Genomic DNA, 21,845 nt, shown 5'->3' with positions numbered 1-21,845 from the left:
CCGGCATTGTAGCGATAATGCCCGCCCCAAAATACAGGAGCCCCCCATGTCCGAGCAAAACGCCGAAAATACGCCCTACCTGCGTAAGATCCGCAGCTTCGTGCGCCGCGAGGGGCGCCTGACCAAGGGCCAAGCCCAGGCGCTGGACGCCAACTGGGCCAGCATGGGCCTGGAACACGGCATGGGCCTGCTGGACCTGGCTGCGGTGTTTGGCAACAACAACCCGGTGGTGCTGGAGATCGGCTTTGGCATGGGTAAAAGCCTGGTGGAAATGGCCAAGGCGGCACCTGAGTTCAACTTTATCGGCATTGAAGTGCACAAGCCCGGCGTCGGCGCCTGCCTGATGGCCGCCAGCGAAGCCGGGGTCAGCAACCTGCGGGTCTTCGAGCACGACGCCATCGAAGTACTGGCCGACAATATCCCCGACGCCAGCCTGGCCCGGGTCCAGCTGTTCTTCCCCGACCCCTGGCACAAAAAGCGCCACCACAAGCGCCGCATCGTCCAGCTGGAGTTTGCCGAGAACCTGCGCCAAAAGCTCAGTATTGGCGGCGTTTTCCACATGGCCACCGACTGGGAAAACTACGCCGAGCACATGCTCGAAGTAATGAGCGCCGCCCCCGGCTACCAGAACCAGTCTGCCAGCAGCGACTATGTGCCTTGCCCCGACTACAGGCCCAAGACCAAGTTCGAAGCCCGTGGCGAGCGCCTGGGCCACGGTGTTTGGGACCTGATGTTCGAGCGCACCGCCTGATAGGCCAATGCCAGAAAAAGCCGGGCTTGCCCGGCTTTTTTGTGCCAGGGCAACAGGGCAGTCTCGCCAAAAGCTGGTGAAAATCACCAACTTAGCGATGAGCTATTATATTTATCTCCTTGATTCATATCGCCTTTCAATAATGGCACGTAGCTTGATAGAGCCCTGTCAGAATCAGCCAAGGAGCTTCTGATGAACAAGATGATAATGGCCCTGCCCCTGCTGGCCTTGAGCGCAACCGCCATGGCCAAGGACACCCAGATCAGCGTGGATGAAAAATGCCAGATGACGATCCCCCACGATCTGCGCCTGGCCAAAGATGGCTTTTGGGTGGAGGACCAGGGTAAGGCGCTGATGCGCTACCAAGACGGCACCCTGCTCATTGGCGAGCGCAGCCAGAGCCTGAGTGGCGAGCAGCGTCAGTCTTTGGACAAGTTCAACGGCGGCCTGCGCGCCAGCGCCGCCACCGGGGTGGAGCTGGGGGTCAGCGCCATCGAACTGGCTTCACAGGTTACCTCTGGGGTGCTGGCGGACCTGCTGGGCGCCGAGGCGGCCGAGGAAGTGCGCCTGGGGCTGGACGAAGCCAAGCTGCGGCTGCACCGGCAGCTCTATGAGCAGGACGGCACCTGGTACGTCAAATCCGGGTCTTTTGACGAGGACCAGGACGACTACCTGGGTGACGAGTTCGAGCAGCGGGTGGAGAGCGCCGTCAAGAAATCCATGGGTAACCTCTTTACCCAGCTGGGCCAGGCCATGAGCAGCGGCGACGGCAGCTTTGAAGAAAACGTCCAGGCCTGGGCGGCCGATATGGAAAGCCGGGCCAACCGCATCGAAGAGGAAGCCAAGGCCAAAGGCGGCGACATCGAGGTCAAGGCCAACCAGCTGTGTGACCAGTTACTGGCCCTGGACAAGCAGGAAGAGGGCTTTAAAAGCCAGTTTAGCGGTTGGGTGGAGCTGCTGGTCAGTAAAGGATAAGGCCGGACAGCACCGCCAGCAGGGCCAGCACCACCACAGGTACCCTGGCCAACAGCAGCGCCGCCCCCAACACCAGCAGGGCGGCGTTTTCATTGCTGGTGACGCTGCCTAACCAAAGCTCCTGGTACCAGGTGTGGGCCAGCAGGGCCACTACGGCGCCGTTGGCTCCCCTTAATGCCCCTTGTAGCCAGGACCATTGGCGCAGTTGCTGCCAGCAGGGCAGTATTCCCCACAGCAGCAAAAAGGACGGCAGGTAGATGGCCCCCAGGGCCCAAAGGCCGCCCATCAGGCCCCCAGGGCCCAGGGTTGAGGCGCTGCCGAGGAAGGCGGCAAAGCTGAACAGGGGCCCTGGCATCACCTGTGCCAGGCCATAACCGGCCAGGAAATGGGACGGCTCCAGCCCCTGTTGCACCAGTTGGGTGCTGGCCAACAGCGGCAGCACTACATGGCCGCCACCAAACACCAAGGCGCCGGTGCGGGCCAACTCCCCAAGGGGCCCTGAGGGCACCAGGACTAGGACCGCCACCCCGCTTAACGCCACAGGCAACTGCCAGGTAAAGGCCTTTTTCAGGGGGCTGGACGGGAGCTGAGGTTTAAAAAACAGGGCGCCAAGGAGGGACGACAGGGCCAGCAGTGGCAACTGCCATGACTGACCCCTGACCAGCAGCACGGCCAAGACCACCAGGCACAGCAGGCGACTGCCGGGAGTTGCAAGGAGGCTTTTGGTCATGGACAACAGGGCCTGGCCGACGATAAGCACGGCAAAAAGCCCCAGGCTGGTCATCATGGCACTGGCCTGGGACCAGCCCAGCAGCCAGGGCAGCCCCAGGCCGGCGGCGACCATCAAAGTGGCACTGGGCAGGGTAAAGGCAATAAAGGCGGTGATGGCTCCCGGCCATCCGGCCCTGTGATGGCCTATGGCCATACCCAGTTGGCTGGAGGTGGGGCCTGGCAATAACTGGCACAGGGCTAGAAGTTCGGCAAAACGGCTTTGGTCCAGCCAGGCCAGCTCTTGGACAAAACGGCGCTGGAACCAGGCGACATGGGCTATGGGGCCGCCAAAGGCGATAAGCCCCAGGCGCAGAAACTCCTTAAACAGGCACCACATCGCTTTGCAAAGGCCTGGTGCTGTACCGGCGGTGCAGCAGGTTGTCGCTGCCCCACCAGGCCAGGATGATTTCGGCGAAGGGGATCAGGTAGATCGCCTTGATGTGGATGCTCCACAGGTATTGCTCGCCGGTCATGTCCGAGAGGGTTAACAGCAGGCTGGCTGACAGGGAGATCAGCACCACCAACATGTAACACCAGATAGGTCCCCGGCCTCGCCTCGCCTTGAGCAAGGCCTCGAAGACAAAGGCCAACACCACCAGCTCCCGTAAGGCGTTGATGAGATACCAGAGCCCGAACAGGTCACTATCCCCAAACAGCAGGTCGTTTTCGTAGTCTTCGGAAAGCAATACCAGCACACCATAGGCGGCGTAGTTGCAGAGGATCAGCAGCGGCAGGCGACGCTCCTGGCGCGCCGTAAAGAAGGCCAGCAATACGAAGGCGACGGCCATGATGTTGAGGTAATCACCCAAACCGGGGGCTCACTATCTAACAGAGGTGTTGCCTAGTGTCTGGGGATTTGCCGCCCAGGTCAACGCAGTGTGAATGACAAAGCGCAGACCGAATGTCAGCCCGCCACAGGTAGGCGTTTTCTTGCCCAACGTTGGCTGAGGAAGTTGTCGGAGCCAAGCCAAGCTGCAATGACTTCGATAAAGGGAATGCAGTAGCTGTAGTAGAGGTGGATATGAGCCAATACCTTGTTGGCCTCCATCTCCTGGCCGGCCATGGCGATATTGAGCAACAGCGACAGGCTGATCACCGCCAGGTAGCACTTGAACCACCCTTGGTAAGGGCTACGCTGCATCAAGCCTTCGAACAGGAAGGCCATGACGATGACTTCCCTTAGGGCGTTGAGCAGGTACCAGTCGATTTCCGTGGGATAACTGAAAAAGCGGCCGGCAAGGTAGTTCTGGGACGCCATGGCCAGAGCGTAGTAGAGGCCATAGTTCAGCAGTATCACCATGGGCAGGCGCCGGTGACCTTTGGCAAGAATGGCCGCCATCACCAATAGGATGAGGGCGGTCATATTGAAAACGTCGGTCAACATTTACTTGTTGTCGTTCTCGATTGGATCTTCACCATTATCTTTCTGCTTGGTTCCAGGCATAACCTAATCCTTGTTTTGACAAAAAAGCCAAGAAAGAGCTTATTGATTTTATAAGATTAATCAAATGCTTTGTGTGGCCATCCACTGGTCAATGCGCGACTCCAGCACATTGAGGGGCAGCGGGCCGCTGCGCAGCACTTCGTCGTGGAAGGCGCGAATATCAAAGCGGTTGCCCAGGGCCTTTTGGGCCTTGTGGCGCAGTTCCATGATCTTGAGTTTGCCAATCATATAGGCCGTGGCTTGGCCCGGCATCACGATATAGCGCTCTATGGCCTTGACCACATCCCCTTTGGGATTGGGGGTGTTGGCCAGCAGGTAGTCGATGGCCTGCTCGCGGCTCCAGTGCTTGGCATGGATACCGGTATCCACCACCAGGCGGCAGGCGCGCCACAGCTCCATGGCCAGGCGGCCAAAGTCGGAATAGGGGTCCTGGTAGAGGCCGATTTCCTTGGGTACCTCTTCGGCGTAAAGCCCCCAGCCCTCGATGTAGGCCGTGTAATGGGCATAGCGGCGGAACATGGGAATGTCCTTGAGTTCCTGGGCTATGGCGATCTGCATGTGGTGGCCGGGAATGCCCTCATGATAGGCCAGGGCCGCCATCTGGTAGACCGGCATGTCCTTCATGTTGTAGAGGTTCACGTAATAACGCCCGGGGCGGGAGCCGTCTGGAGCCGGCCCCTGGTAAAAGGCCTTGCCGGCGCTTTTTTCCCGGAAGGGCTCCACTGCCTTCACATCCAGCTCGGCCTTTGGCATCAACCCGAACAGGGCCGGCAGCCGGTCTTTCATATCGTCGATAAGGGCCGTGGCTTCGGCCAGGTAACGATCCCGGCCGGCCTCGTCGTTGCTGTAGAAAAAGCGCTCATCGGTACGCAGGTAATCGAAGAAGGCCTTAAGGTCGCCCTTGAAGCCTACCTTGTCCTTGATGGCGTTCATTTCCCTATGGATACGAGCCACCTGCTCCAGGCCAATCTGGTGAATCTGCTGGGCGTCGAGATCGGTGGTGGTGATCTCCTTGAGACGCCACTGGTAGTAGGCGTCCCCTTGGGGGAACTTCCAGGCGCCAGCCTTGCTGTCGGCACTCTGGGCCAGTTCGCTGATAACGGCCGACAGATGCTCGTAGGCCGGGCCGACCTTGGTGCGCAAGGCTTCTTTGGCCTCGGACAACAGGCGGTAACGGTTTACCCCCTTGACCTTGTCCAGCTTGGCCTTGAAGTCGGCCAACAGCACGTTGTCTTCGGCGCCGGCTTCAAAGGGAAAACCCCGGGTCAGGTTTTGGATGTCGCCTTGCACATGCTCAAAGACAAAGGCGGGGGCCACTATGCCCTGCTGCGCCCTTTGGCTGAGGTTAGTTTCCAGCTGTTCCAACAGGGCCGGAATGGCGCGCAGGCGATGGACATAGGCCCAGGCATCGCTGTTATTGTCGATGCGGTGGCTGTTGATCAGAAACGCCGCCGGCTGACTGTGCCAGCCGTACATCTGGTTGACTGGGTAGTCATAATGGCGCCATTTGTCGCTGGCCAGGGTGTCTTTGAGCTGCTGCTCCAGCAGGGTCAGGCTGAGGCTGTCTTGGTCGTTAAGGCGGGCCTTGTCCAGTTGCGCCAGCTTTTCCAGCATCAGCTTGGCCCTGGCCAGGCGGTCGTCGTCGGCCTTGTCGGATATGTCATCCCACTTGCCTTTGTTGGTGTCCATCCCCAGTTGGGTCTGCCACATGGGGCTGGCCGCGACTTCGGCGTCGAAGTAGGCCTGGAACAGGGCCTGGGCCTTGTCATGGAGCTGGGCTTCGCTCAATACGACAGGTGCCTTGTGTTCGGCGGTCCTGGGGGACTGGGCGCAGCCGCCAAGGGCCAGGGTGACGGCCAAGGCCAGCGCGGGGATGCGGAACACCATGACGACTCCGGTGGGAATGAAAAGTGGCGCCATGTTAACCCATTGGCGCCACCGATGTTGATAGAAGGATGTAAAAGGTTACAAAAATGAGGCGAGCAGCTGGTTCAGGTACCTGTGGCCTTGTTCGGTGACCAGCCAGTGGCTGTCGTCGTCCCTGACCATGCCCTTGGCTTTGGCGTCGGCCAACAACTGTTCGGCATCCTCAAGGGGCAGCCCGGTCCTGGTCATGAACTCGGCTTTGGGCACCGCTTCGAACAGCCTTAACCGGTTCATGAAGTACTCGAAGGGCAAATCGTCCCTGTCCACTTCGGTCAGCTGGTCCATAAAGCTGCGGGCCGGGTCCAGGTAGCCCTTGGGGTGGCGGACCTTGACGGTGCGCAGGATACGGCCGTCAGCCTGGGTCAGCTTGCCGTGGGCGCCGCAGCCAATACCCAGATAGTCCCCAAAGCGCCAGTAGTTGAGGTTATGGCGGGCTTCGAAGCCAGGCTTGGCGTAGGCGGAGATCTCGTACTGGCGATAGCCGGCTGCCAGCAGCAGCTGGTGGCCCTCTTCCTGGATATGCCACAGGGTGTCGTCGTCGGGCAGCACCGGCGGTTTGCTGGCAAAGAGGGTATTGGGCTCTATGGTGAGCTGGTACCAGGACAGGTGTGCCGGGTTGCAGGCGATGGCCTGTTTCAGATCATCCAGAGCATCTTGCGGCCTTTGGTTGGGCAGGCCATGCATCAGGTCCAGGTTAAAGCTGCGTACCCCACAATCGGCGGCCAGGGCCGCAGCCCGCAGCGCCTCTTCGGGGCCATGGATGCGGCCCAACAGGTTGAGCTTGTCCTGCTGCAGGCTTTGCACCCCGATAGAGAGACGATTGACTCCCCCCTTGGCAAACCCCTCGAACTTGTCTGCCTCGACGGTGCCGGGGTTGGCTTCCAGGGTGATCTCGATGTCATCTGCGAAGGCAATGCGCTCACGGACCCCGGCCAGCAGCCTGGCAATGGCCTGGGTGGAGAAGACGCTAGGGGTGCCGCCGCCGATAAAGATGCTTTGCAGCTGCCTGCCGCCAGCCAGGGGCAGGTCGGCTTCCAAGTCAGCCAGCAGGGCATCCACGTACTGGGTTTCTGGGATGCCGTCCTTGATGGCGTGGGAGTTGAAGTCGCAATAAGGGCACTTCTGCACGCACCAAGGGATATGGATATAGAGGGACAGCGGCAGCATTCAGGCCTCGAGGCGGGCGATCAGGGCTTTTAAGGCCTGGCCACGGTGGCTGACCGCGTTCTTTTCTTCCTTGCTGAGTTCGGCGGCGGTTTTGCCCAGGGCTGGCACGTAGAACACCGGGTCATAACCGAAACCGCCTTCACCATAGGCTTCACGGGCGATACGGCCTTCCCAGGCCCCTTCACAGATGATGGGGGTGGGGTCGTCGGCATGGCGCAGGTACACCAGGCAACAGATAAAGCGGGCGCTGCGGGCGTCCACAGGCAGGTCTTGCATTTCCGCCAGCAGCTTGTCGATGTTCTTAGCGTCGGTGGCGCCTTCGCCGCTGTAGCGGGCAGAGTAGATGCCCGGCGCCCCGCCCAGGGCATCCACCACCAGGCCGGAATCGTCGGCGATGGCGGGCAGGCCTGTGATACGAGCGGCATGGCGAGCCTTGATGATGGCATTTTCCACAAAGGTGGTACCGGTTTCCGCTACCTCGGACACCTTGTATTCGCTTTGGGCGACAACGTGCAGTTTCAGGGGGGCGAGCATGGCATCCAGCTCGCGTACCTTACCGGCATTGCCGGTGGCCAGGACAATCTTGCTCATGGCGCCTCCATAAAAAGGGGCGCCACTATACCACATCCCGGCCCTGGGCACGCCCAGGGGTAGTCAGTCCACGTAGAACTTGTGCTCGAACTTCAAGGTGAAGGGCTGGCCCCCTTGCGGGGTGATGTCGACGTTGAAGCGGAACATCTCCTCGTTGCTGTAGGGCAGGGTGGCGATGTAGTAGATGGCATTGCCTTCCCGCACCTCCCTGAATGTCAGATCAATCACATTGCCAAGCAGGTTACGGGCCTGGCCACTCAGGCTGGCCGGCACCGCCAGCTTGCCCTGGGCGCTGTCCAGTACGGCGATATTGACCAGGCCGCGAAAGCGGCTGCGTTCAATCTGGTAGGTCGAGGCAATTTGCGGTGTCAGGAAGGTGGTGGGCAGGGCCTGGTAGTGCACTTCATAGTGGCCGAATTTCATCATCTGCTCGGCCAGGGCTGGCATGGCCAGCACTGTCAGAAGCAGGGCGGTTAAAGCGTTACGCATCAACATGGTGGCCTCCGTAGGCAGGCGGGCTGCCTTCTAGTATGGATAAGACCGGCCAGGTTGCGAGTGTCACTCAAGCCAAGTCCATTCGGCTGGGGGGCTTAGGGGGCCAAGTAGTCTTACTCTCTTGTGGCGGCCCAGCTCCCCTTTTTCTATCAATACCTGGCTTTTGGGGATCTTGCATTGCTTGGCCAGGTATTTACGGATGTGTTCATTGGCCTTGCCGTCTACCGGCGGCGCGGTGATGGCCAGTTTCAGCTCGTCGCCATGCAGGCCCAGCAGGGCATCGCGACTGGCTTTGGGCTGCACATAAAGGTGCAGGACCAGATCCTGGTCCTGCCACTCAAAGGGTGCCATCAGACCGAAATGCCGGTCAGGTAGGCGATAAGGTAACGGATAAAATAAAGCCCGATCAGCAGCACCATGGGGGACAGGTCCAGGCCGCCCATGTTGGGCAGGATACGGCGTATGGGCCTGAGCATGGGCTCGGTCAGCTGGAACAGGGCGGCCGCCACCGGGTGGTAGCCCTGGATGATCCAGGACAGTATCACGCCGGCAAAGACCACATAGATGATCAGCTGGAAGACGGTGCTGACCAGGCTGAGCAGGGCACCGATCAGCAGCGGCACCAGCGCCGGGGCCACTCCCTTTTCGATAAAGGTCAGCAGGGTCAGCTTGACGGCGATCAGCACCAGGGCGAACAGCACCGAGGCGGTGTCGATGGGGCCAATGGGCGGGATCACCCGGCGCAGCGGGCGCACCACCGGCTGGGTAGCCTTTACCACGAACTGGCTGAAAGGATTGTAGAAATCGGCCCTGGCCCATTGCAGCCAAACCCGCAGCAACACCACCATGATGTAGAGATCGAACAGGGTGTTGATAAGGAAAACAAAGGGGTTCATCAAAGCTCCTTGGCCATTTCACGGGCGCGCTGGATGGCGGCATCCATGGCGTCGCTTACCAGCCGGTCAAGGCCGGCCCCCTGGAAGGACTCGATGGCTTTGGCGGTGGTGCCGCCGGGGGAGGTGACCTGGCGGCGCAGCTCGCGAATGGGCATGTCGCGCATCCGCACCATTTCGCTGGCGCCGCTGGCAGTCTGTTGCACCAGCTCGCGGGCGGTGACGGCGTCAAAGCCCAGGGCGATGGCCTTGGCTTCCATGGCCTCCATGAAGAGGAAGAAATAAGCGGGAGCTGAGCCGGCAACGGCAATGATGTGGTCCAGTTCGGCCTCGGTTTTCACCCAGGCGGTTTTGCCCACGGCCCGCATCAGCATGTCGCTGATGGCCTTGTCGTCCTTGTTGGTGCTGTCTGAGGCGTAAAGGCCGGTCATGCCCAAGCCCACCAGGGACGGGGTGTTGGGCATGGTGCGGATCAGCGGCACGGCAGCGCCGAACCAGGCTTCAAAGTGAGCCAGGGTAACGCCGGCAGCGATGGAGATAAAAAGACGCTTACCGTCGTTGAGGTGGGCCAGTTCTTTGACCACCTTTTCCATGATGTTGGGTTTTACCCCCAGTACCACCACGTCGGCGCTGTCGGCGGCCTTGAGGTTGTCGGTGGTGGTGTGAATGCCGTATTCCTCGGCCAGGGTTTCCAGTTTGCCTTCAGAGCGGTTGGAGGCGGTGATGAGCTCGGCAGGATAACCGGAGGCGACCAGGCCGCCCATGATGGCGCCGGCCATGTTGCCTGCGCCGATGAATGCAATGCGTTTTTGTTCCATGTTCAACCTTTTCAGTTTGTTCTGGCACCGAAGATGGCGGTACCCAGGCGAACCAGTGTGGCGCCCTCCATGATAGCCGCTTCCAAGTCGTCACTCATCCCCATGGACAATGTGTCTACCTGGGGAAAGCTGTCTTTGAGCTGATCGAAGAGGGCTTTCATGCTGTGAAACTCCTGCTGGGCGCCGCTGCCGATGGCCATCAGGCCCCGCAGGCGAACGTTGGGCAACCCAGCGATGTCGGCGGCCAGGGCAAGGACGGCATCAGGGGTAACACCTGACTTACTTTCTTCACCACTGATGTTCACTTGTATGCAAATTTGGATGGGTTTAAGGTGGCCTGGTCGCTGCTCGCTCAGGCGCTTGGCTATCTTGGCGCGGTCAATGCTCTGCACCCAGTCGAAATACTGGGCCACCTGCGCCGTCTTGTTGGACTGGAGGGGACCAATAAGATGCCATTGCACCTGGGCCCCTGGCTGTTGCTGGGCAAGGGCCTGGATCTTCTCCACCCCTTCCTGCACATAGTTCTCACCGAAGGCCTGCTGGCCTTGGGCCAGGGCAGCCACCACATCCTCGAGGGGTTTACGCTTGCTCACCGCAAGCAAGGTTATGGAATCCGGGTCCCGGCCTGCAACCTGGGCGGCCTTGGCGATGCGCCCGGCGGCGGCGCCCAGTCGTTCTGCTATGGTTGTCATGTTGGCCCGCAGTTCAAGAGTGATAACAACAAGATGGATATTACCGAACTCCTGGCATTCAGCGTCAAGCACAATGCCTCTGACTTGCACATCTCTGCGGGCGTACCGCCCATGATCCGTGTCGACGGTGACGTGCGCCGCATCAACCTGCCGGCGCTTGAGCACAAAGAAGTGCACTCGCTCATCTACGACATCATGAACGACAAGCAGCGCAAGGAATATGAAGAGCACCTGGAGGTGGACTTCTCCTTCGAAGTGCCCGGGGTAGCGCGCTTTCGTGTCAACGCCTACAACCAGAACCGTGGTGCGGCCGCCGTATTCCGTACCATTCCTTCCAAGGTGCTGACCCTGGACCAGTTGGGCGCCCCGGCTATCTTCAAGGACATCGTCACCAAGCCCCGTGGCCTGGTGCTGGTCACCGGCCCCACCGGCTCCGGTAAATCCACCACCCTGGCGGCCATGATTGACTACGTCAACGACAACCGTCACGACCATATCCTCACCATCGAGGACCCCATCGAATTCGTGCATGAAAACAAAAAGTGCCTGATCAACCAACGGGAAGTGCACCGCGACACCCACAGCTTCTCCAACGCCCTGCGCTCGGCCCTGCGGGAAGACCCGGACGTGGTATTGGTGGGTGAGATGCGGGACCTGGAAACCATACGCCTGGCCCTGACCGCCGCCGAGACCGGCCACCTGGTGTTTGGCACCCTGCACACCAGCAGCGCCGCCAAGACCATTGACCGTATCATCGACGTCTTCCCGGCCGGCGAAAAGTCCATGGTCCGCTCCATGCTGTCCGAATCCCTGCAGGCCGTTATTTCCCAGACCCTGCTGAAAAAGACCGGCGGCGGCCGTATCGCAGCCCATGAGATCATGATCGGCACCCCGGCCATCCGTAACCTTATCCGCGAAGACAAGGTGGCCCAGATGTATTCCGCCATCCAGACCGGTATGACCCACGGCATGCAGACCCTGGACCAGTGCCTTAAAGAACTGGTGAGCCGCAACCTCATCAACCGTCTCGACGCCCGCGCCAAGGCGGTAGACAAGAACGCCTTCTGAGGACAGTCCCATGGACATGAAAAGCCTGCTGCAACGCATGACCGAGCTGAACGCGTCGGATCTTTTCATCACCTCCGGGCTGCCGCCCTGTGTCAAGGTCAACGGCGAGATCCGCCCGGTGGCCGACCAGCGCCTGTCCACCCCCGAGGCCAAGGCCATGGTGGAAAGCGTGATGAACGAGAGGCAACTGGGGGAGTTTCGGGCCCACAAGGACGCCAACTTCGCCATTGCCGCCAAGGGTATAGGGCGCTTTAGGGTATCGGTGTTCACCCAGCGTGACGCCGCCGGCATGGTGCTGCGCCGTATCCAGACCGAGATCCCCACCATAGAGGAGCTGAACCTGCCTCCCATCCTCAAAGACATCGTCATGACCAAGCGCGGCTTGGTGTTGATGGTGGGGGCCACAGGTACCGGTAAATCCACCTCCTTGGCGGCCATGATAGGGCACCGCAACGACAACAGCCGGGGCCATATCGTTACCATCGAAGACCCCATCGAATTCGTCCACGAGCACAAGCGTTGCATCATCACCCAGCGGGAAGTGGGCATCGACTGCGAGTCTTTTGACGTGGCCCTGAAAAACAGTCTGCGCCAGGCGCCGGACGTGATCTTGCTGGGGGAGATCCGCTCCCAGGAAACCATGGAATTTGCCCTGGCCTTCGCCGAAACAGGCCACCTCTGTATGGCGACCCTGCACGCCAATAACGCCAACCAGGCTTTGGAGCGGGTGCTGCACTTGGTGCCAAAGGAAAAGCACGAGCAGTTCCTGTTCGACATGAGCCTTAACCTCAAGGCCATAGTGGCCCAGCAGCTGGTGCCCAAGCGTGACGGCAGTGGCCGGGTGGTGGCCACCGAGATCCTGCTGCACTCGCCGTTGGCGTCGGAGCAGATCCGCAAAGGGGATATCCACCTGCTCAAAGACACCATGGAGCGCTCCCGTGAGCTGGGTATGCTGACCTTCGACAGGGCCTTGTTCGAGCTCTATGCCAAGGGCGAGATCAGCTACGCCGACGCCCTGCACCATGCCGATTCCCCCAACGATCTGCGCCTGATGATCAAGCTCAGCCAGAACGAAACCGGCAAAACCACCTCTCTGGACAACGTCACCATCGACAGGCCCTAAGTGCCAATGTGCCCAAGGTCATACCTTGGGCACATTGCCTGCCTCTGCATCTGTTTCTGCTTTGTTACAAAGGCAAAACCCTTCCTATACTGCTAAAGCCTTCATCCGAGGGCGGGCTGGGTGAGCCGGCGAGAAAGCCGGTATCCGGGAGCGTGGCGAAGTAAGCGCTTTTTTTTGTGTTGGTAATGACAGCGTTGTCACCTGTGCGGCCCTGTATTCACACGAAGAAGAGGGAAGACAAATGCAGAACCATCATCCACTGGCGGCCATGGCCTTGCTGGCGGCCCTGGCCAGTGCGCCGGGCCTGGCGGCCAGCTATCCGGCCTACCAGGAAGGGCAAAGCTACAGCGCCGGCGACATCGTCAGTAACGGCGGCAGCCTTTACCAATGCCGGGAATGGCCCTATTCGGGCTGGTGTTCCGGCAGTGCCTACCATTATGCGCCGGGCACCGGGGCCAGTTGGCAGGACGCCTGGACCCTTTACCAAGACGGGGGCAGTACCGACCCCGGCCTGACCCTGGCCAGCCCCGCCGACGGCGCCACCATAGAGCAGGGCAGCACCCTGGCCATAGTGGCCGGCTTTGACGGCCCGGCCCCGGCACTGCTGCGCATCCTGGTGGACGGCACCTTGCTGGGGGAAGTCAGTGCCGCCCCCTGGCAGCTGAGTTGGCCAGCGGCCAGCCTTGGCAGCCACAGCATTCGCCTCGAGGCCGTGGATGACAGCGGTGTCGTCCTGGCCGAGACCAGCGCCACTGTCATGGTGACGGCACCCCAGCCGCCTGAAGCGCCGCAAGTCAGCATTCAAAGTCCGGCTGCCGGTGCCAACCTGACCCTGGGGCAACAGGCCTGGGTGTCGGCCCAAGTCAGTGACGCCAACGACGATGTGGACAGCGTCAGCCTGTACCTGGACGGCGCCCTGGTGGCCACCGACACCAGCGCTCCCTGGCAGTTGGCCTTTACTCCGTCCGCCCTTGGCCAGGCGCAGCTGCAACTCAAGGCCACCGACAGCCAGGGCCTGGAGGGCCAGTCGGCCGTTGTGGCGGTGCAAGTAGTAGAGGCCACCCCGCCCCCCACCGGCGGCAATCTGTCCTGTGATATCACCCAGATCTACAAGGCCGACGGCCAGGAATGCATGGGGGACGACCATGGTCGCCGGGTCATCGGCTATTTTACCTCCTGGCGTACCGGCAAGAATGGCCTGCCGGCCTTCCTGGTGCCGGATATTCCCTGGAGCAAGGTCACCCACATCAACTACGCCTTTGCCGGCATCGATGAGCAGAGCTACCAGCTGCGGGTGGATGACGCCGCCACCAACATGACCTGGCCCGGGGTGGCAGGAGCCGAGATGGACCCGGCCTACAGCTACAGTGGCCACTTCAACCTGCTCAACAAGTTCAAGAAGCAATACCCCGACGTCAAAACCCTGATCTCGGTGGGGGGCTGGGCCGACACCGGCGGCTTCTACCCCATGACCACCAAGGCCGACTGTTCGGTTAACAACAGCGGTATCGAGACCTTTGCCGACTCGGCGGTGGCCTTTATCCGCCAGTACGGTTTTGACGGGGTCGATATCGACTACGAATACCCCACTTCCATGAAGGACGCGGGCAACCCCAATGATTTCGCCCTGTCCAACGCCTGTCGCAGCACCCTCTTTGCCAACTACGTGGTGCTGATGAAAAAGCTGCGTGACAAGCTGGATGCCGCCGGCAGCAGCGACGGCCGCCGTTACATGCTGACCATCGCTTCTCCGGCCTCGGCCTATCTGCTGCGGGGCATGGAGAACTTCCAGGTCACCCAGTACCTCGATTACGTCAACCTGATGAGTTACGACTTCCACGGTGCCTGGAACCACTTCGTGGGCCATAACGCCGCCCTGTTCGATAACAACCAGGATGCGGAGCTGGCCTACTGGGGGGTCTACAACCAGGCCCAGTTCGGGGGTATCGGTTACCTCAATGCCGCCTGGGGAGCCCATTACTTCAGGGGCGCCCTGGCTGCCGGCAAGATCAACATCGGCGTGCCTTACTACACCCGTGGCTGGCAAAGCGTCACCGGCGGTGACCACGGCCTTGGGGGCAAGGCGGCGTTGCCTAACCAGAGCGACTGCCAGCCCGGCACCGGTACCGGCACTGTCGGTTGCGGCTACGGCGCCGAGGGCATAGACAACATCTGGCACGACGAAGATCTGCAGGGCAGCGAAATAGGCGGCGGCACCATGCCCCTTTGGCATGCCTTGAACCTGCTCCATGCCCAGGAACTGGGCATCGACACCATGCCCAGCTACGGCAGCCTGTTTGGGTTGGACCCGGCCAAAGCGGCGGATGTGATAACAGGGCAATATGTCCGCTATTACGACAATGTCGCCAAGGCTCCTTGGCTGTGGAACGAACAGAAGAAGGTGTTCCTGTCCACCGAGGACGAGCAGTCCATGGCCGCCAAGCTCGACTACGTAGTGCAGCGGGGCCTGGGGGGCGTGATGTTCTGGGAAATGGCCGGGGACTACGCCTTTGACGCGGCCAAGAACGAGTATGGCCCAGGGGACACCCTCACCACCCTGGCCTACAACCGCTTTGCCAACGCCGCCCCGGCCAACCTGGCCCAGAACGACCTGGCCGCCCCGGCTGCCCAGTTGGATCTGGCCCTGGCCCTGTCCGGCTTCAAGGACGGCGACGCCAACTACCCCATCAACCCCACCCTGACCCTGACCAACCATTCCAGCCAAACCCTGCCGGGCGGGGCCAAGGTCAGCTTCCTGGTGCCCACCTCCACCTCCGATACCATCAGTGACCAAAGCGGTATGGGGCTGGCGGTGACCCAGAGCGGCGGCAACGACAACTCCGAAGGCATCAGCAACGAGCAGGACTTTCACCAGGTGGCCCTGACCCTGCCGGCCTGGCAGACCCTGGCGCCGGGGGCGTCGGTGGACGTGGCCCTGGTCTACTACCTGCCCGCCGCCGGCGTGCCTTCTGGGGTACGCATCGAGGTGGCCGGGCAAACCCTGGGCCTCAAAGCGGATTTCCCCGTCCTGCCTGAGGCGGTGCTGGGCGGCGGCAATGATGGTGGTGATGGCGACGGCGGCACCGGTTCCGGCGACTGCGCCGCTCAAGGGGTGGACCCGGCCAGTTACCCGGCCTATCCCAATTGGCCCCAGCTGGACTGGGCCGGCAACCCTGACCATGCCAACCAGGGCGACCGGATGACCCACAGCGCCACGGTCTGGCAGGCCAAATGGTGGACCCAGGCCACACCGGGCAGCAGTGACTGGACCCAAGTCTGTAGCTACTGACAAAAAAGGCGCCCCAAGGGCGCCTTTTTCAAGGGGACTCAGTACTGGCTTTCAAACCAGGACTCGAGAATAAGGCAGGCGGACACCGAATCAATCTTGCCCTTTTCCAAGGCGCTGTAACCGCCGTTTTCAAAGAGCCATTCCTTGGCCGAGGCCGTGGTCAGGCGCTCGTCCTGGGTCATTACCTCAAGGCCAAAGCGGCCATGAAGGCGCCCGGCAAATTTCTTGGCTGAGGCCGTGGTGTTCTGTTCGGTGCCATCCATGTTGAGCGGCAGGCCCACCACCAGCAGGTCGGGCTGCCACTCCTTAAGCACCTTTTCCACCAGCTCCCAATTGGGCTGGCCATCCACCGCCTTGATGGCGGCCAAAGGCTGGGCCGAGCCGGTCACGTCCTGGCCCACGGCCACGCCGATGCTTTTGGCTCCGTGGTCAAATGCAATAACGGTCTGGGGCATCAGGCGTGCCCCACGTCGTTGGACAGTTGCCAAATATCAAAGCCCAGCCGTTCGCAGGCCTTTTGCCAGCGCTGGGAAGGAGGAGTGTTGAACAGCAGTTCTTCGGCAAAGCCGCCGTCGGCGGGCACCAACAGCCAGGAATTGTCGGCCAGTTCCTTTTCCAGCTGGCCCGCTTCCCAGCCGGCGTAACCCAGGGTCACCATAAAACGCTCGGGGCCATGGTTGGCCCCCAGGGCCGACAGGATATCGATGGAGGTGGTCACCATCAGGCTGTCACCCAGGGCCAGGCTGGCGTTGAAGCCGCGCTTGGAGGTGTGGATCACAAAGCCCCGCTCCGGGTTGACCGGGCCGCCGGAGAACACATAGCGGCCACTGAGCTCAGAGGGCTCGTCGTCCTCCACCAGCTTGAGCTGGCGCAGCATGTCGGTGACGGTGATATTGACCGGCTGGTTGACCACCAGGCCCATGGCCCCTTCGTCATTGTGCTCGCACAAGTAGGTGACGCTGCGGGCAAAGTAGGGGTCCCGCATGGCTGGCGTGGCGATCAGAAAATGGTTTTGCAAACTACGCATTGGCTGCACTGGTCTGGGCCTTTTCCCAAGTATGGTCATTTCAGGCGTCGAGTAAAACGCTAAATGGGGACATAACCTGGGGTTTTCAAGGTTGGCGCCCCTTGCAAGGGACGCGTGGCCTTATTCCGGCCAGCCGTTGGCCAGCAGCCTTAGCTGGGCACCAAGGGCCTGGTCCGGGTCGGGGGCGCGCAGGGCCCGTTGGAAGGCGTCGAGGATATAGTGCGCCACGGCTTCGGCCTGGCACTGGCTCAGGGGATTTTTCACCGTCCGCAAAATGGCCTGGGCCAGGGCTTTTTCGTGGCGCAGCCACATGTCCTTGGCGTAACGGCTCAGTTCCGGGGTGTTATCCACCAGGGCCATAAAGGCCGCTACTTGCTGTTGGTGCTCGGCATGGTGCACGTCGATGCCGCGAAAGCCGGTTGCTATCAGGGCTTCCAGTATCCCCTGGCCGCTTTGACGGTTCTCCACTGTGGCGATAAGGCCCGCCTCTATTTCGGTGTCTTCGTCAAAGACCAAGGCTTCCTTGGTGGGGAAATAATTAAACAGGGTCGGCACCGACACTCCGGCCTTTTCGGCGATCTCTGCCGTGGTGACCTGGTGATAGCCGCGCTCGATAAAGAGCAGCGTAGCCATGTCGGAAATGGCTTTACGGGTCCGTTTCTTCTTCTGTTCTCTCAGTCCCAAGGCGGTTACTCCCCTGCATGGTGGCACCTATGATGCTGCTAAAATTTAACTTGATCAAATTTTTAAGTGACTATAAATTTATAGTCGTTCTAATTTTGGCCAACTTGGGAGAGACCTTGCACAGCCAATACGATGTCATTATTGCCGGCGCCGGCCCTGTGGGGCTGTTCCTGGCAACGGAACTGGGTCTGGCTGGCCTGGCGGTGCTGGTGCTGGAAAGGGACTCTACAAATGCCAACCCCATCAAGGCCCAACCCTTGGGGCTAAGGGGCCTCAATACCCCGTCCCTGGAAGCCCTGTATCGTCGCGGCCTGCTGGACGCGGTGCTGGCGGATGCCGGCCAGGGGCTGGCCCATGTCAAATCCCAGGGGGGCTTTCGCTCCGCCGGCCACTTTGCTCGCCTGCCCATAAACGCAGAACGGTTTACCCCATCCCGCTGGCCCTACCGGCTGGCAGGGCCGGCCTTTGGCACGGCGCTCACCGACCTTGCCACCCTTAACCGGGTGCTGACCAAAAGGGCCCTGGCGCTGGGGGTCAGTATTCGCTACTGCGCGAAAGTGCAGGGCCTCTTGCAGCATGACGGTGGCGTGCAGGTCCAGGCTGGCGGCGAAACCTTTGCCGGCCAATGGCTGGTGGGCTGCGACGGTGGGCGCAGCCAGGTACGCAAGCTGGCGGGCATCGCCTTTGAGGGCACCGAGCCCAGCTTTACCGGCTACCAGCTGCTTTGTGAGCTGGCCGACCCGGAAAAGCTCAAGCCGGGCTTTCAAACCACCCCGGCCGGCTTTTACGCCAAGGCTGGCCAAGGGCTGGTGATGGTGACCGAGTTCGACCAGGGCCGCTTTGACCGCAACCAGCCCATAGACCTTGAATATGCCCAGGCCCTGCTGCGCCGGGTAAGCGGCCAGGATGTCACCATCAAGGCCCTGCACCAGGCCCACAGCCACACCGACCGGGCCAAGCTGGCCAGCCGTTACTGTCAGGGGCGGGTACTGCTGGCCGGCGACAGCGCCCATATCCATTCCCCCCTGGGGGGCCAGGGCCTCAATACCGGCCTTGGCGATGCCATCAACCTGGGTTGGAAGCTGGCAGCCTGTATCAACGGCTGGGCCAATCCCGGCTTGCTGGACAGCTATGAAGCGGAGCGGCGCCCGGCCGCCAGCCAGGTGCTGGCCTGGAGCCGGGCCCAGGCCGCCGTCATGGCCCCGTCGCCCCAGGGGCGGGCCCTTGGCGCCTTGGTTAAGGACCTGATTGACACCCAGGACGGGGCCAATTACTTCATCGGCCGCATCTGGGGCCTGGCCCACCCCTTGCTGGGCGCCAGCGCCCCGGACTTTCAGTTGAGCGGTAACCGACTGGGGCAGCGGCTTCACACCGGCCGTGGCCTGCTGCTGGACTTTACCCATAACCCGGCCCTTCACGCCCTTTGCCGCCCCTGGCAGGGCCGGCTGGATTACCTGGCAGATACAGCCCAAGACACCCTTGGCCTTAAGGCGCTGCTGATAAGGCCGGACGGGGTGGTGGCCTGGCTGATCGAAGGAGAGGTCGATTTGACCGCTGCCGAGGCGGCGCTGGTGCGCTGGTTCGGCCCCGCCTGAGTCCGGCTAACCCTTTTTATTCCCGGGCCAAGGCCCGGCCTTGCAAGGAATCTCCATGAACAAGCTTTATGACGTCATTATCGCCGGGGCTGGCCCGGTGGGGCTTTTCCTGGCCCATGAACTGGCCCTAGCCAATTGCGCTGTATTGGTACTGGAAAAAGAGCCCAGCGCCCAGATGCCCTGGAAGAGCAAGCCCCTTGGCCTGCGCGGGGTTAACAGCAACTCGGTAGAGGCCTTCTACCGCCGGGGGCTGTTGGACGCCCTGGTGGACGACGCCGACCAGCGGCCTCAGCGCCCGGATAAGGCCATTCCCTTTCAATTTGGCGGCCACTTTGCCGGCATCATGGTCAATGCCAGCCAACTGGATCTGGCGCGCTTTCCCTACCGCCTAGCCGGGCCAGCGCTTTATCCCGCCAAAACCGACATGGAGCGCATCTGCACTGCCCTTAACCATCAGGTGGCCAAGCGCGGCGTTACTGTGGTTTATGGCGCCGAAGTGACGGTCCTGGAGCAGGACGCGGACCAGGTAGTGGTGCAGGCCGGTGGCCAGCATTACCAAGGCCGCTGGCTGGTGGGCTGCGACGGCGGCCGCAGCCAGGTGCGAAAGCTTGCCGGTTTTGAGTTTGTGGGCACCGAGGCCAGCTGCACCGGTTATAGCGTGCACTGTGAGTTGGCCGACCCGGAAAAGCTGGCCATGGGCTTTCAGTACACCACCAATGGCCTGTATGTGCAGGCCAGCCCCGGCCATCTGGCGCTGATGGAGTACGACGGCGGCCGCTTTGACCGCAGCCAGGAGGTGACGGCAGCGCATTTTCAAGCGGTGCTGCGCCGGGTCAGCGGCACCGATGTCACCGTTAACAGCATCCAGATGGCGGCTACTTTTACCGACAGATGCAAGCAGGTTACCCAGTATCGCCAGGGCCGGGTGCTGCTGGCCGGCGACAGTGCCCATATTCACTCGCCCCTTGGCGCCCAGGGCCTGAACGCCGGTATTGGTGATGCCCTGAACCTGGGCTGGAAGCTGGCCGCCACTGTCAAGGGCAGGGCGCCGGCGGCGCTTATTGACAGCTACCAGTCCGAGCGCCACCCGGTGGCCAGTTGGGTGCTGGACTGGACCCGCGCCCAGGTAGCCTGCATGGCGCCGGGGCCCCAGGGTGAGGCACTGGCCCAGCTGCTTCGCGACCTTATCCAAACCGATGATGGTGCCAACCATTTCCTGGGTAAGCTATGGGGCCTGACCCTGCGCTATGAGCTTGGCGACAGCCACCCGCTGGTGGGGGCCAGCGCCCCGGATCTGGAGCTGACAGATGGCAGCCGCCTTGGCCCCAAGATGGCCGATGGCCAGGGCCTGCTGGTGACCTTGGGGGACGATAGGGACTTGGCCGGCTTGTGCCGGGGCAGGGCAGGGCTTGAGTACCTGGCCCTGGCCGCCAAGGACAACCTGGGCCTTGGCGCCATGCTGATAAGGCCAGACGGCATAGTGGCCTGGGTAAGTGAGGCCGGTAGTCCTGCCGACCTGGGTGCGGCCCAGGCCGCCATCGCCCGCTGGTTCGGGCAATAAAAAAGGGCGCCAACGGCGCCCTTTTTTACGGTCGGCCTCAGGCCCCCAGGGCCTCGAACAGCCGGGCGCAGATATTGATGCCGGTGGCGGCCTCAATTTCCCGCACGCAGGTGGGGGAGGTGACATTGATCTCGGTGAGCTTGTCGCCAATCACGTCCAGGCCCACAAAGTAGAGGCCGCGCTTGACCAGCTCAGGCCCCACCGCCTCGGCGATGCGGCGCTCGGCGTCACTGATGGGGCGCACTTCACCCCGGCCGCCGGCGGCCAGGTTGCCACGGGTTTCGCCACCCTGGGGAATGCGGGCCAGCACGTGCTCTACCGGTTTGCCGGCCACCACCAGCACCCGCTTGTCGCCATCCTTGATGGCGGGCAGGAATTTTTGCGCCATGCAGTAACGGCTGCCGTGCTCGGTGAGGGTCTCGATGATCACTCCGAGGTTGGCCTCGTCGGGCTTGAGGCGGAAGATGGAGGCGCCGCCCATGCCGTCCAGGGGCTTGAAGATCACATCGCCGTGTTCGGCGTGGAAGGCGCGCAACCGATCGGCCCGGCGGGTTACCAGGGTGGTGGGGGTAAATTCGGGGAACCAGGCGGTAAAGAGCTTCTCGTTGCAGTCGCGCAGGCTCTGGGGTTTGTTGACCACCTTGACCCCTTGCTCCTCGGCCCGCTCCAGTATGTAGGTGGCGTAGATGTACTCGGTGTCGAAGGGCGGATCTTTACGCATCAGGATGATGTCCAGCTCCTTGAGGGGAACGGACTTGGCCTCTTCCAGGCGATAGTAGTCGGCCGGGTTGTCCTCGACACTGAGCTCGGCCATATGGCCCCAGGGCTCGCCGTCTTCCAGCATCAGGTCCTGCATCTGCAGGTAGTAGAGCTGGTGGCCCCGGCGCTGGGCTTCCAGGGCCATGGCAAAGGTGGTGTCTTTCTTGGTGTTGATGGCCTCGATGGGGTCCATCACTATGCCGATCTTCATGCGTG

22 protein-coding genes are annotated in these 21,845 nt (G+C 61.6%); 7 read left to right on the top strand and 15 right to left on the bottom strand.

The window, feature by feature from the left end; translation table 11 throughout:
- The first annotated feature begins 46 nt into the window (after nucleotides 1–46).
- Together trmB and B3C1_RS06515 are read left to right on the top strand one after the other, a co-directional pair.
- Nucleotides 47–751, top strand: coding sequence for a tRNA (guanosine(46)-N7)-methyltransferase TrmB (gene trmB, locus B3C1_RS06520; protein WP_008483712.1), 705 nt, complete (start codon nucleotides 47–49; stop codon nucleotides 749–751).
- Nucleotides 752–943: 192 nt separating this feature from the next.
- A complete protein-coding gene (locus B3C1_RS06515) occupies nucleotides 944–1,726 on the top strand; it encodes a DUF2884 family protein (protein WP_008483710.1) in 783 nt (260 codons plus the stop codon).
- Here the strand turns inward: B3C1_RS06515 and chrA are convergent.
- The 11 genes from chrA to B3C1_RS06460 all read right to left on the bottom strand — a co-directional run bounded on the left by chrA (nucleotide 1,713) and on the right by B3C1_RS06460 (nucleotide 10,523).
- Complete coding sequence (gene chrA / locus B3C1_RS06510) at nucleotides 1,713–2,834, bottom strand: chromate efflux transporter (protein ID WP_008483709.1); 1,122 nt, start codon at nucleotides 2,832–2,834, stop codon at nucleotides 1,713–1,715. The genes B3C1_RS06515 and chrA overlap by 14 nt on opposite strands.
- Nucleotides 2,818–3,306 (bottom strand): hypothetical protein, encoded by a 489-nt coding sequence (locus B3C1_RS06505; protein WP_008483708.1) that lies wholly within the window; start codon nucleotides 3,304–3,306, stop codon nucleotides 2,818–2,820. Before B3C1_RS06505 ends, chrA begins: the two co-directional genes overlap by 17 nt.
- A 95-nt stretch (nucleotides 3,307–3,401) precedes the next feature.
- Entirely contained in the window at nucleotides 3,402–3,881 is a 480-nt protein-coding gene (locus B3C1_RS06500) for a hypothetical protein (RefSeq protein ID WP_008483707.1), read from the bottom strand.
- Between the two features lie 120 nt (nucleotides 3,882–4,001).
- Complete coding sequence (locus B3C1_RS06495; protein ID WP_051012890.1) at nucleotides 4,002–5,861, bottom strand: DUF885 domain-containing protein; 1,860 nt, start codon at nucleotides 5,859–5,861, stop codon at nucleotides 4,002–4,004.
- Between the two features lie 45 nt (nucleotides 5,862–5,906).
- Nucleotides 5,907–7,034, bottom strand: coding sequence for a radical SAM family heme chaperone HemW (gene hemW, locus B3C1_RS06490; protein ID WP_008483705.1), 1,128 nt, complete (start codon nucleotides 7,032–7,034; stop codon nucleotides 5,907–5,909).
- On the bottom strand, nucleotides 7,035–7,625 hold the full coding sequence (locus B3C1_RS06485; protein ID WP_008483704.1) for an XTP/dITP diphosphatase: 591 nt from the start codon (nucleotides 7,623–7,625) through the stop codon (nucleotides 7,035–7,037).
- A gap of 63 nt (nucleotides 7,626–7,688) precedes the next feature.
- Nucleotides 7,689–8,120, bottom strand: coding sequence for a DUF4426 domain-containing protein (locus B3C1_RS06480; RefSeq protein WP_008483702.1), 432 nt, complete (start codon nucleotides 8,118–8,120; stop codon nucleotides 7,689–7,691).
- A 63-nt stretch (nucleotides 8,121–8,183) separates the two neighbouring features.
- Nucleotides 8,184–8,471, bottom strand: a complete 288-nt coding sequence (gene yggU / locus B3C1_RS06475; RefSeq protein ID WP_008483701.1) for a DUF167 family protein YggU — start codon at nucleotides 8,469–8,471, stop codon at nucleotides 8,184–8,186.
- Nucleotides 8,471–9,016 (bottom strand): YggT family protein, encoded by a 546-nt coding sequence (locus B3C1_RS06470; protein WP_008483700.1) that lies wholly within the window; start codon nucleotides 9,014–9,016, stop codon nucleotides 8,471–8,473. Before B3C1_RS06470 ends, yggU begins: the two co-directional genes overlap by 1 nt.
- Entirely contained in the window at nucleotides 9,016–9,831 is an 816-nt protein-coding gene (proC, locus tag B3C1_RS06465) for a pyrroline-5-carboxylate reductase (RefSeq protein ID WP_008483699.1), read from the bottom strand. Before proC ends, B3C1_RS06470 begins: the two co-directional genes overlap by 1 nt.
- 11 nt (nucleotides 9,832–9,842) lie before the next feature.
- A complete protein-coding gene (locus tag B3C1_RS06460) occupies nucleotides 9,843–10,523 on the bottom strand; it encodes a YggS family pyridoxal phosphate-dependent enzyme (RefSeq protein WP_008483698.1) in 681 nt (226 codons plus the stop codon).
- Between the two features lie 33 nt (nucleotides 10,524–10,556).
- Here B3C1_RS06460 and B3C1_RS06455 point away from each other — a divergent pair, with 33 nt between their 5' ends.
- From B3C1_RS06455 to B3C1_RS06445, 3 genes are all read left to right on the top strand, one after another.
- Nucleotides 10,557–11,591 (top strand): type IV pilus twitching motility protein PilT, encoded by a 1,035-nt coding sequence (locus B3C1_RS06455; RefSeq protein WP_008483697.1) that lies wholly within the window; start codon nucleotides 10,557–10,559, stop codon nucleotides 11,589–11,591.
- Nucleotides 11,592–11,601: 10 nt separating this feature from the next.
- Entirely contained in the window at nucleotides 11,602–12,714 is a 1,113-nt protein-coding gene (locus B3C1_RS06450) for a PilT/PilU family type 4a pilus ATPase (RefSeq protein WP_008483696.1), read from the top strand.
- A 241-nt stretch (nucleotides 12,715–12,955) separates the two neighbouring features.
- A complete protein-coding gene (locus tag B3C1_RS06445; RefSeq protein ID WP_008483693.1) occupies nucleotides 12,956–16,003 on the top strand; it encodes a glycosyl hydrolase family 18 protein in 3,048 nt (1,015 codons plus the stop codon).
- Nucleotides 16,004–16,041: 38 nt separating this feature from the next.
- On the opposite strand, the gene ruvX is transcribed toward B3C1_RS06445, so the two are convergent.
- The 3 genes from ruvX to B3C1_RS06430 form a co-directional block, all read right to left on the bottom strand.
- Nucleotides 16,042–16,458, bottom strand: a complete 417-nt coding sequence (gene ruvX, locus B3C1_RS06440; protein WP_008483692.1) for a Holliday junction resolvase RuvX — start codon at nucleotides 16,456–16,458, stop codon at nucleotides 16,042–16,044.
- On the bottom strand, nucleotides 16,458–17,030 hold the full coding sequence (locus tag B3C1_RS06435; protein ID WP_008483691.1) for a YqgE/AlgH family protein: 573 nt from the start codon (nucleotides 17,028–17,030) through the stop codon (nucleotides 16,458–16,460). The genes ruvX and B3C1_RS06435 overlap by 1 nt, the downstream gene beginning before the upstream one ends.
- A 120-nt stretch (nucleotides 17,031–17,150) precedes the next feature.
- Nucleotides 17,151–17,714, bottom strand: coding sequence for a TetR/AcrR family transcriptional regulator (locus B3C1_RS06430; RefSeq protein ID WP_035481318.1), 564 nt, complete (start codon nucleotides 17,712–17,714; stop codon nucleotides 17,151–17,153).
- Between the two features lie 116 nt (nucleotides 17,715–17,830).
- On the opposite strand from B3C1_RS06430, the gene B3C1_RS06425 reads away from it, so the two are divergent.
- Both B3C1_RS06425 and B3C1_RS06420 read left to right on the top strand, forming a co-directional pair.
- Complete coding sequence (locus B3C1_RS06425; protein WP_035481341.1) at nucleotides 17,831–19,309, top strand: FAD-dependent oxidoreductase; 1,479 nt, start codon at nucleotides 17,831–17,833, stop codon at nucleotides 19,307–19,309.
- A 55-nt stretch (nucleotides 19,310–19,364) separates the two neighbouring features.
- On the top strand, nucleotides 19,365–20,870 hold the full coding sequence (locus tag B3C1_RS06420; protein WP_008483688.1) for an FAD-dependent monooxygenase: 1,506 nt from the start codon (nucleotides 19,365–19,367) through the stop codon (nucleotides 20,868–20,870).
- Nucleotides 20,871–20,907: 37 nt separating this feature from the next.
- On the opposite strand, the gene gshB is transcribed toward B3C1_RS06420, so the two are convergent.
- Nucleotides 20,908–21,840 carry a glutathione synthase gene (gshB, locus tag B3C1_RS06415; RefSeq protein ID WP_008483687.1) on the bottom strand — a complete coding sequence of 311 codons (933 nt, stop codon included), beginning with the start codon at nucleotides 21,838–21,840 and terminating at the stop codon, nucleotides 20,908–20,910.
- Between the last annotated feature and the right edge of the window lie 5 nt (nucleotides 21,841–21,845).

The sequence above is a fragment of the Gallaecimonas xiamenensis 3-C-1 genome (genome assembly GCF_000299915.1).
Taxonomy (GTDB): Bacteria; Pseudomonadota; Gammaproteobacteria; order Enterobacterales; family Gallaecimonadaceae; genus Gallaecimonas; species Gallaecimonas xiamenensis.
Note: the sequence above shows the minus strand (reverse complement) of the source record. Positions and strands in the feature narration are given on the sequence as shown.

Excerpts from the sequence above, each read along its gene's own strand:
- trmB (WP_008483712.1), top strand. The coding sequence starts at position 47 with ATGTCCGAGCAAAACGCCGAAAATACGCCCTACCTGCGTAAGATCCGC.
- B3C1_RS06515 (WP_008483710.1), top strand. The coding sequence starts at position 944 with ATGAACAAGATGATAATGGCCCTGCCCCTGCTGGCCTTGAGCGCAACC.
- chrA (WP_008483709.1), bottom strand. The coding sequence starts at position 2,834 with ATGTGGTGCCTGTTTAAGGAGTTTCTGCGCCTGGGGCTTATCGCCTTT.
- B3C1_RS06500 (WP_008483707.1), bottom strand. The coding sequence starts at position 3,881 with ATGTTGACCGACGTTTTCAATATGACCGCCCTCATCCTATTGGTGATG.
- B3C1_RS06495 (WP_051012890.1), bottom strand. The coding sequence starts at position 5,861 with ATGGCGCCACTTTTCATTCCCACCGGAGTCGTCATGGTGTTCCGCATC.
- hemW (WP_008483705.1), bottom strand. The coding sequence starts at position 7,034 with ATGCTGCCGCTGTCCCTCTATATCCATATCCCTTGGTGCGTGCAGAAG.
- B3C1_RS06485 (WP_008483704.1), bottom strand. The coding sequence starts at position 7,625 with ATGAGCAAGATTGTCCTGGCCACCGGCAATGCCGGTAAGGTACGCGAG.
- B3C1_RS06480 (WP_008483702.1), bottom strand. The coding sequence starts at position 8,120 with ATGTTGATGCGTAACGCTTTAACCGCCCTGCTTCTGACAGTGCTGGCC.
- yggU (WP_008483701.1), bottom strand. The coding sequence starts at position 8,471 with ATGGCACCCTTTGAGTGGCAGGACCAGGATCTGGTCCTGCACCTTTAT.
- B3C1_RS06470 (WP_008483700.1), bottom strand. The coding sequence starts at position 9,016 with ATGAACCCCTTTGTTTTCCTTATCAACACCCTGTTCGATCTCTACATC.
- proC (WP_008483699.1), bottom strand. The coding sequence starts at position 9,831 with ATGGAACAAAAACGCATTGCATTCATCGGCGCAGGCAACATGGCCGGC.
- B3C1_RS06460 (WP_008483698.1), bottom strand. The coding sequence starts at position 10,523 with ATGACAACCATAGCAGAACGACTGGGCGCCGCCGCCGGGCGCATCGCC.
- B3C1_RS06455 (WP_008483697.1), top strand. The coding sequence starts at position 10,557 with ATGGATATTACCGAACTCCTGGCATTCAGCGTCAAGCACAATGCCTCT.
- B3C1_RS06450 (WP_008483696.1), top strand. The coding sequence starts at position 11,602 with ATGGACATGAAAAGCCTGCTGCAACGCATGACCGAGCTGAACGCGTCG.
- B3C1_RS06445 (WP_008483693.1), top strand. The coding sequence starts at position 12,956 with ATGCAGAACCATCATCCACTGGCGGCCATGGCCTTGCTGGCGGCCCTG.
- ruvX (WP_008483692.1), bottom strand. The coding sequence starts at position 16,458 with ATGCCCCAGACCGTTATTGCATTTGACCACGGAGCCAAAAGCATCGGC.
- B3C1_RS06435 (WP_008483691.1), bottom strand. The coding sequence starts at position 17,030 with ATGCGTAGTTTGCAAAACCATTTTCTGATCGCCACGCCAGCCATGCGG.
- B3C1_RS06420 (WP_008483688.1), top strand. The coding sequence starts at position 19,365 with ATGAACAAGCTTTATGACGTCATTATCGCCGGGGCTGGCCCGGTGGGG.
- gshB (WP_008483687.1), bottom strand. The coding sequence starts at position 21,840 with ATGAAGATCGGCATAGTGATGGACCCCATCGAGGCCATCAACACCAAG.